The 6,906-nt window shown below is 53.9% G+C and carries 10 protein-coding genes; all 10 read left to right on the top strand.

What is annotated here, in order from left to right; translation table 11 throughout:
• Positions 1–450: IS3 family transposase (locus RJ38_RS13805; RefSeq protein ID WP_039019451.1), on the top strand; the 450-nt coding region annotated here is incomplete at its 5' end.
• Positions 451–723: 273 nt separating this feature from the next.
• Positions 724–1,302, top strand: a complete 579-nt coding sequence (locus RJ38_RS13800) for an FMN-dependent NADH-azoreductase (RefSeq protein ID WP_202903892.1) — start codon at positions 724–726, stop codon at positions 1,300–1,302.
• Between the two features lie 263 nt (positions 1,303–1,565).
• Complete coding sequence (ffh, locus tag RJ38_RS13795) at positions 1,566–3,098, top strand: signal recognition particle protein (RefSeq protein WP_039019450.1); 1,533 nt, start codon at positions 1,566–1,568, stop codon at positions 3,096–3,098.
• Positions 3,099–3,659: a GNAT family N-acetyltransferase gene (locus tag RJ38_RS13790; protein WP_238321709.1), complete on the top strand. Its 561-nt coding sequence runs from the start codon at positions 3,099–3,101 to the stop codon at positions 3,657–3,659.
• Entirely contained in the window at positions 3,656–3,952 is a 297-nt protein-coding gene (locus RJ38_RS13785) for a chorismate mutase (protein WP_039019449.1), read from the top strand. The genes RJ38_RS13790 and RJ38_RS13785 overlap by 4 nt, the downstream gene beginning before the upstream one ends.
• A 59-nt stretch (positions 3,953–4,011) precedes the next feature.
• Complete coding sequence (gene rpsP / locus RJ38_RS13780) at positions 4,012–4,386, top strand: 30S ribosomal protein S16 (protein ID WP_039019448.1); 375 nt, start codon at positions 4,012–4,014, stop codon at positions 4,384–4,386.
• 191 nt (positions 4,387–4,577) lie between these two features.
• A complete protein-coding gene (gene rimM / locus RJ38_RS13775; RefSeq protein WP_039019447.1) occupies positions 4,578–5,090 on the top strand; it encodes a ribosome maturation factor RimM in 513 nt (170 codons plus the stop codon).
• A gap of 48 nt (positions 5,091–5,138) precedes the next feature.
• Positions 5,139–5,951 (top strand): tRNA (guanosine(37)-N1)-methyltransferase TrmD, encoded by an 813-nt coding sequence (trmD, locus tag RJ38_RS13770; RefSeq protein WP_039019446.1) that lies wholly within the window; start codon positions 5,139–5,141, stop codon positions 5,949–5,951.
• A gap of 54 nt (positions 5,952–6,005) precedes the next feature.
• On the top strand, positions 6,006–6,278 hold the full coding sequence (locus RJ38_RS13765) for a hypothetical protein (RefSeq protein ID WP_039019445.1): 273 nt from the start codon (positions 6,006–6,008) through the stop codon (positions 6,276–6,278).
• A 243-nt stretch (positions 6,279–6,521) separates the two neighbouring features.
• Positions 6,522–6,896 carry a 50S ribosomal protein L19 gene (rplS, locus tag RJ38_RS13760; RefSeq protein ID WP_039019444.1) on the top strand — a complete coding sequence of 125 codons (375 nt, stop codon included), beginning with the start codon at positions 6,522–6,524 and terminating at the stop codon, positions 6,894–6,896.
• The last annotated feature ends 10 nt before the right edge of the window (positions 6,897–6,906 follow it).

The raw sequence follows: 6,906 nt of genomic DNA, 5'->3' as shown, positions 1-6,906 counted from the left end.
ATTTGGACCAGCGAAGGTTGGCTGTATCTTGCCGTCATCCATGACCTGTATTCTCGCCGCGTCATCGGATGGGCTATCAGTAACCGCATGAAGAAGGATCTGGCAATCCGGGCGTTAGATATGGCCGTTGCTTTGCGCCAACCACCGGAGGATTGCATTCACCATACGGATCGTGGTTCACAATATTGCTCAAATGAGTATCAGAAGCGCTTGTCCAAGCACGGTTTCAAGGTCTCGATGAGCGGCAAGGGAAATTGTTATGATAATTCTATGGTCGAGACGTTCTTCAAATCCATTAAGGCTGAGCTGATTTGGCGCAACCGTTGGGACACACGCCGTCAGGCTGAAGGCGCGATCTTCCAGTATATCAACGGGTTCTATAACCCGCGCCGTCGCCACTCATCGCTTGGCGGGAAAAGTCCCTTGGCTTTTGAGCGAAAGGCCGCATAAATGAGTTCAGAGACCGGAACGTAAGCGGGACAAGACCATCATGCAGAGACCTATCGCTGCGAACTCGAAATGACCGGAGGTCCAGCCGTACTTGTCTCCGTTGATCTCGCAACTACGAAAACAGTTCCCCAAGACCTGATTGATGCAATAAACGCTTGGCTTCAAGATGACGTCTAGGCAAAAACGCACAGAGCATGTGTGCATGGCGACGTTTAGTTTACGCATACACATCATTATTCTGTGATGGACCAACACCCAATTCAGGAATTGACCATGACCCATCTTCTTCACATCGATGCCTCTGCCCGCAGCCAAGGCAGTATCTCACGCGAGCTTTCCACAAAAATCACTGCCCGTTTTGAAGGCGCAACCATCACGCGTCGCGATCTTGCCAACGCGCTTCCCCAAATTGACGAGGCATGGATCGGCGCAAACTTTACTCCAGCGGCAGATCGTTCCGACGCACAAACCGCGCTGCTGGCCCAATCCGACAGCCTAGTGGATGAAATCATGGCGGCAGATGTGCTGGTCATTGGTGTGCCAATCTACAACTTCTCTGTCCCGGCATCCCTAAAAGCTTGGATCGACCTGATCAGCCGCGTTGGGCGCACCTTCCAATACACTGAAAACGGCCCACAAGGTCTGCTCACCAACAAACGCGCTATCTTGGCCGTGGCATCCGGCGGGACACAGGTAGAGTCTGCCATCGATTTCGCAGTGCCCTATCTGAAACATGTCCTGGCCTTCAACGGCATAACCGAGGTCGAGGTCATCGCCGCCGACGCCCTTGGCCAAGATGCCGAAGCAAAATTGCAATCCGCCCAAAGCGCCATCGCAGCATTGGCCACATAAGCCCCAACGGAACCAAGCGGGGCGTTCACCGCCCCGCCACCACCATAGGCCTTTGCGCATTGACTCGGGACCCGTTTCGGCATAAATCCTGCATCAACATCCGGAAGTTTTAATCTTCCGGTCCCGGCCCATGTCGGGATCGACCCCTGTCAGCGATATTCGCCCGCAGGGGCATTTGTGCATTTGCAGGGCTATTTTCCTGCTGAAATTGAAGCGTTTCATACATATGTATGGGGCAAAGGTTAACGACACGGGAGCTGTCTATGTTTGAGAATCTATCCGATCGCCTTGGCGGTGTTCTAGATCGCCTAACCAAACAAGGTGCCCTGTCTGATTCCGATGTGACCACCGCCCTGCGCGAAGTCCGCGTTGCCCTGCTTGAGGCCGACGTTTCCCTACCCGTCGCACGCGATTTCATCAAAGCTGTGCAAGACAAGGCTGCCGGTCAAAACGTCACTAAATCCGTGACACCTGGCCAACAGGTCGTGAAAATCGTTCACGATGAATTGGTGCATTTCTTGGCCGGTGACGATGAAAACGCGGGCGAACTAAAAGTCGACAACGCCCCCGCCCCGATCCTGATGGTCGGTTTGCAAGGCTCTGGTAAGACCACAACAACCGCGAAACTTGCCAAACGCCTCAAAGAAAAACACGGCAAACGCGTGTTGATGGCCTCTCTCGATATCTACCGTCCAGCGGCGCAAGATCAGCTTGCGGTTCTGGGTAATCAAGTCGGCGTTGACACGCTGCCCATCGTCAAAGGCCAAAGCGCCGTTGATATCGCCAAACGTGCGAAACAACAGGCGACCTTGGGCGGTTATGACGTCTATATGCTTGATACCGCAGGACGTTTACACATTGACGAAACTCTCATGCAGGAAGTGGAGGACGTGCGCAACGTCACCAACCCGCGTGAGACGCTTCTGGTCATCGATGGTCTGACCGGCCAAGATGCGGTCAATGTTGCGGAACAATTTGACGGCCAAATCGGCGTCTCTGGCGTGGTCCTGACCCGTATGGATGGCGACGGTCGCGGTGGTGCGGCATTGTCCATGCGCGCGGTCACTGGCAAGCCGATCAAATTCGTTGGTCTTGGCGAAAAGATGGACGCGATCGAGGAATTCCACCCCGAACGTATCGCGGGCCGCATCCTTGGCATGGGCGACATTGTTTCCCTTGTTGAAAAAGCCCAGGAAACCATCGAAGCCGAACAAGCCGAACGCATGATGAAGCGCTTCCAGAAGGGTCAGTTCAACATGAACGACCTGAAGATGCAGCTTGAACAGATGATCAAAATGGGTGGCATGGAAGGCCTTATGGGCATGATGCCTGGCATGAAGAAAATGGCAGCCCAAGCTGAAAAAGCGGGCATGGACGACAAGATCCTGAAACGTCAAATCGCGCTGATCCAATCCATGACCAAACGTGAGCGCGCCAACCCTTCCTTGCTGCAAGCCTCTCGTAAAAAACGCATCGCCAAAGGTGCTGGCCTCGAAGTCTCTGAGCTCAATAAGCTTCTGAAAATGCAGCGCCAAATGGGCGACATGATGAAGAAGATGGGTAAAATGGGCAAAGGCGGCATGCTGAAACAAGCCATGAGCGGCATGTTCGGCAAAGGTGGCGGCGGTATGCCTGCGGACATGGACCCCTCCCAGATGGACCCCAAAGCCCTTGAAGCGGCAGCCAAACAAATGGGTGGCAAACTGCCCGGCGGCATGGGTGGAATGGGCGGCGGTCTGCCTGGCCTTGGTGGCGCATTGCCCCCCGGTCTTTCCGGTTTTGGGAAGAAAAAGTAAGTGACAACATTCACCCCATATGTCGCGCCGGACTTGGCGAAGACCCGGATCGTTCTGGAAACGGAACGCTTGGTCTTGCGCCGTCCAGAGCCGCGCGATTTTGAGGTGTTCCGTGCGTTCTTGCATTCTGACCGCGCTGAGCACGTGCGCATACCTGGCCCGCCCGATGAAAACACGACTTGGCGCGCATTTTGTCATGTCATGAGCATGTGGGAAATGCGCGGATACGGACTTTGTATGGTTTGCCTAAAAGGTAACGACACAGCACTTGGTGGTATTGGCGCATGGCACCCCATCACCTGGCCGGAACGTGAAATCGGTTGGTCGATCTATGACGCGTCAATCGAAGGAGCTGGCATCGCACGTGAGGCCGCAGAGGCTGTGCGCAACTGGGCTTATAACACCTTGGGCTGGACCACCGCTGTCAGCTATATTGACCCGACCAATGCTGCCTCTATTCGCCTGGCAGAACGCCTTGGTTGTACAGTTGATGAAGCCGAAACAAAAACAATTGGCGACTGTATCGTCTACCGCCACCCAGCCCCGGAGGCCCTGAAATGAGTGACGCTGTGACCCGCGCCGCGGAGGTGCTGAAAGAACATCGTGAAAGCATTGATCGCTTGGATGCAATCCTTGTTTATACCCTTGGCGAACGATTTAAGCACACCCAAGCCGTTGGCGTCTTAAAGGCCAACCATGAATTACCCCCGTCTGATCCGGCCCGCGAAGCAAGCCAGATTGAACGACTTGAGGATCTTGCAGAACGTGCGAACCTCGACCCCGAATTCGCGAAGAAGTTCCTGAACTTCATCATCAGCGAAGTGATCCAGCATCACAAGAAACATCAGGAATAATATCGAAATCTCAGCGGGTTAACGCCCCTGATCAATAGCTTATATAGGAGAAATACATCATGGCTATGAAAATTCGTCTCGCACGCGGCGGCTCTAAAAAACGTCCTTTTTACCGTATTGTTGCTGCGGATTCCCGCATGCCACGCGACGGCCGTTTCATCGAGAAACTCGGCACATATAACCCACTTCTCGCGAAAGATTCTGAAGAGCGCGTGAAAATGGACATGGACCGCGTTAAACATTGGATGGACCAAGGCGCCCAGCCAACAGACCGCGTTTCTCGCATGCTCGAAGCTGCTGGCGTTATTGCGAAAAAAGACCGCAACAACCCGAAGAAAGCTGTTCCAGGCAAAAAAGCCCAAGAACGCGTTGAAGAAAAAGCTGCAAAAGCCGCTGACGCTGCTGAAGCTGCTGCTGCACCAGCAGAAGAATAAGAACGGCGCGCCCTTCGGGGCGCTCCATAGGATGGTCATTCATCCTATAAATAGAGAGAGACGCAAACATCTGCGTCTCTCTTTTTGTTTGTTTTCTCGCCTTGACGGCACGCCCCTGACGCGCGACTTTGGCAGGCAACAAACAACACTCTATTCCCGGCCCTCGGTCGCAGGTCACTGAAAGATTACAAATGAACAAAGACGTGGATCAGATATGCGTAGGCGCGATTGGCGGCTCCTTTGGCGTGCGCGGCGAAGTTCGGTTGAAAAGCTTTTGTGCCGATCCCGAAGCCATCATGGACTACCTTCCTTTGATTGCTGAGAATTCGGGCCAAAGTTTTCTAATCACTCTGACAGGCAACACCAAAAATGGTTTCACCGCCCGTCTGTCCGGGGTTGAAACCAAGGAAGAAGCCGATGCCTTGCGCGGTGTCCGTCTTATGGCTGATCGTGCCCGACTGCCCAGTTTGCCCAATGATGAATACTATTATTCCGATCTGATCGGCCTTGAAGTGCGTGACACCGGCGGCACATATTTGGGTACAGTCAAAGACGTGCGCAACCATGGTGCCAGCGACATCTTAGAGGTACAAACACAAGCTGTTGAAACCGTTCTTCTGCCCTTCACCGAAGCCGCAGTCCCCACGGTTGATCTGGCCAGTGGACGCATCATCGCCGACCCTCCCGATGGAATTTTTGCGTAATCCCCATCCAGATTAACATCAGACCATCTTAAACAAAGAGCACAGTACATGACCGAGCGCCCGAAGAAATCACATGGTCGCCTTGCGATTTCGGCAACCTTGCAACCCCGTGCCCTAATACGTGACCGCCCTGACCTAAAAGACGCATGGTCGGCGAAGATCATAACGCTGTTTCCCGAAGCGTTCCCTGGTGTTCTGGGCGCTTCCTTGACAGGAAAAGCGCTTCAAGATGGGCTGTGGCAACTGGATTGCATTGATCTGCGCCGCTTTGGCGAAGGCAAGCACCGCAACGTCGATGACACCCCATCTGGCGGTGGCGCAGGCATGGTTCTGCGCGCTGACGTGGTCGCCCAGGCATTGGATGAAGCCCGCAAAGGCGCGCCCATTGCCAGAGAAGATTGGCCGGTGGTTTTCATGTCTCCGCGTGGAAAACCCTTAACCCAAGCCATGGCACAACGCTTTTCAGAGGCCAAAGGCATGACCATCCTCTGTGGCCGCTTTGAGGGCGTGGATGAACGCGTTTTGGAAGAATATGACATCGAAGAGGTCAGCCTTGGCGACTTTGTTCTCACGGGTGGTGAAATCCCCGCCCAAGCCATGATTGATGCCACTGTACGCCTTCTGCCCGGCGTCTTAGGCAATGACGCATCTGCCGAAGAAGAAAGCCATTCCAACGGCTTGCTCGAGCATCCGCAATACACCCGCCCAGCGGAATGGCGCGGCCGTAAGATCCCAGATGTTCTGACGTCGGGCCACCACGGCAAGATCGCAAAATGGCGCCAATACATGGGTGAAAAAATCACCCAAGAACGCCGCCCTGATCTGTGGGAACGCCACAAGAACGATACCCAAAAGGGTTGAAATATACCAATTCCCCACCAGATAACGCTGGATAACAATAAAGGTTTTCTAGTGATGCTACATCGAACAACAATCATTGGCGGGGTTTTCGGTTTGGTCGCGCCCTTTATCGGCTTGTTCGTTGGGCTGCAGGTCTCAACTGTGCTGGCAACTTTGTTGTTGCTGCCATTTGTTGTCTTCTCCGCGCTAACACATACACCCATCGGGAACATTGACGCATGGGTTTGGGCCTTTTTTAGTGTTGCTGAGCGGCCTGCTCTGGGCTTTTGTGGCACGCAGCGTCTTTTGGTTCCGCCAATCTCGGCAAAAAGCCTGACAAACACCTAAAAAACAAGGCTTGCTCATCGCTGGTTGCTCGCCTATACACCGCCTGTCTGGCCCTCATATGAGTCGCCCGGACTGTCAGTTATTGCCATGGCGCCTTTCTTCAGGGCGAAAGAGGCGTAGCGACGCACAGATGAACACCACGCCGATCTCCGGCGGGCGGCATGACCGGACCCGATCGAAGACCAGGAGCTCTCGCGTGATATCAACTTCGTGGAATAACCACGAGCATCAAGGAGTTAGGTCATGAACCTGATTGCACAGCTAGAGGCGGAACAAATCGCCGCCCTCGGGAATGATATTCCTGATTTCAAACCGGGTGACACCATCCGCGTTGGTTACAAAGTAACCGAAGGCACACGTTCACGTGTACAGAATTACGAAGGCGTTTGCATCGCGCGTAAAAACGGTTCCGGCATTGCTGGTTCTTTTACCGTTCGCAAAATCTCCTTCGGTGAAGGTGTTGAGCGCGTATTCCCACTGCACTCCACCAACATTGACAGCATCGAAGTGGTCCGTCGTGGCCGCGTTCGTCGCGCTAAGTTGTACTATCTGCGTGAACGTCGTGGTAAATCCGCGCGTATCGTTGAGAACACAAACTACAAAGCCCCTAAAGCATAAGGACGGATAC

This window comes from Halocynthiibacter namhaensis (assembly GCF_000812685.1).
Taxonomy (GTDB): domain Bacteria; phylum Pseudomonadota; class Alphaproteobacteria; order Rhodobacterales; family Rhodobacteraceae; genus Halocynthiibacter; species Halocynthiibacter namhaensis.
This window is presented reverse-complemented; position numbering and strand designations above follow the sequence as displayed.

Excerpts from the sequence above, each read along its gene's own strand:
- rplS (WP_039019444.1), top strand. The coding sequence starts at position 6,522 with ATGAACCTGATTGCACAGCTAGAGGCGGAACAAATCGCCGCCCTCGGG.
- rpsP (WP_039019448.1), top strand. The coding sequence starts at position 4,012 with ATGGCTATGAAAATTCGTCTCGCACGCGGCGGCTCTAAAAAACGTCCT.
- ffh (WP_039019450.1), top strand. The coding sequence starts at position 1,566 with ATGTTTGAGAATCTATCCGATCGCCTTGGCGGTGTTCTAGATCGCCTA.
- RJ38_RS13800 (WP_202903892.1), top strand. The coding sequence starts at position 724 with ATGACCCATCTTCTTCACATCGATGCCTCTGCCCGCAGCCAAGGCAGT.
- trmD (WP_039019446.1), top strand. The coding sequence starts at position 5,139 with ATGACCGAGCGCCCGAAGAAATCACATGGTCGCCTTGCGATTTCGGCA.
- RJ38_RS13765 (WP_039019445.1), top strand. The coding sequence starts at position 6,006 with ATGCTACATCGAACAACAATCATTGGCGGGGTTTTCGGTTTGGTCGCG.
- RJ38_RS13785 (WP_039019449.1), top strand. The coding sequence starts at position 3,656 with ATGAGTGACGCTGTGACCCGCGCCGCGGAGGTGCTGAAAGAACATCGT.
- rimM (WP_039019447.1), top strand. The coding sequence starts at position 4,578 with ATGAACAAAGACGTGGATCAGATATGCGTAGGCGCGATTGGCGGCTCC.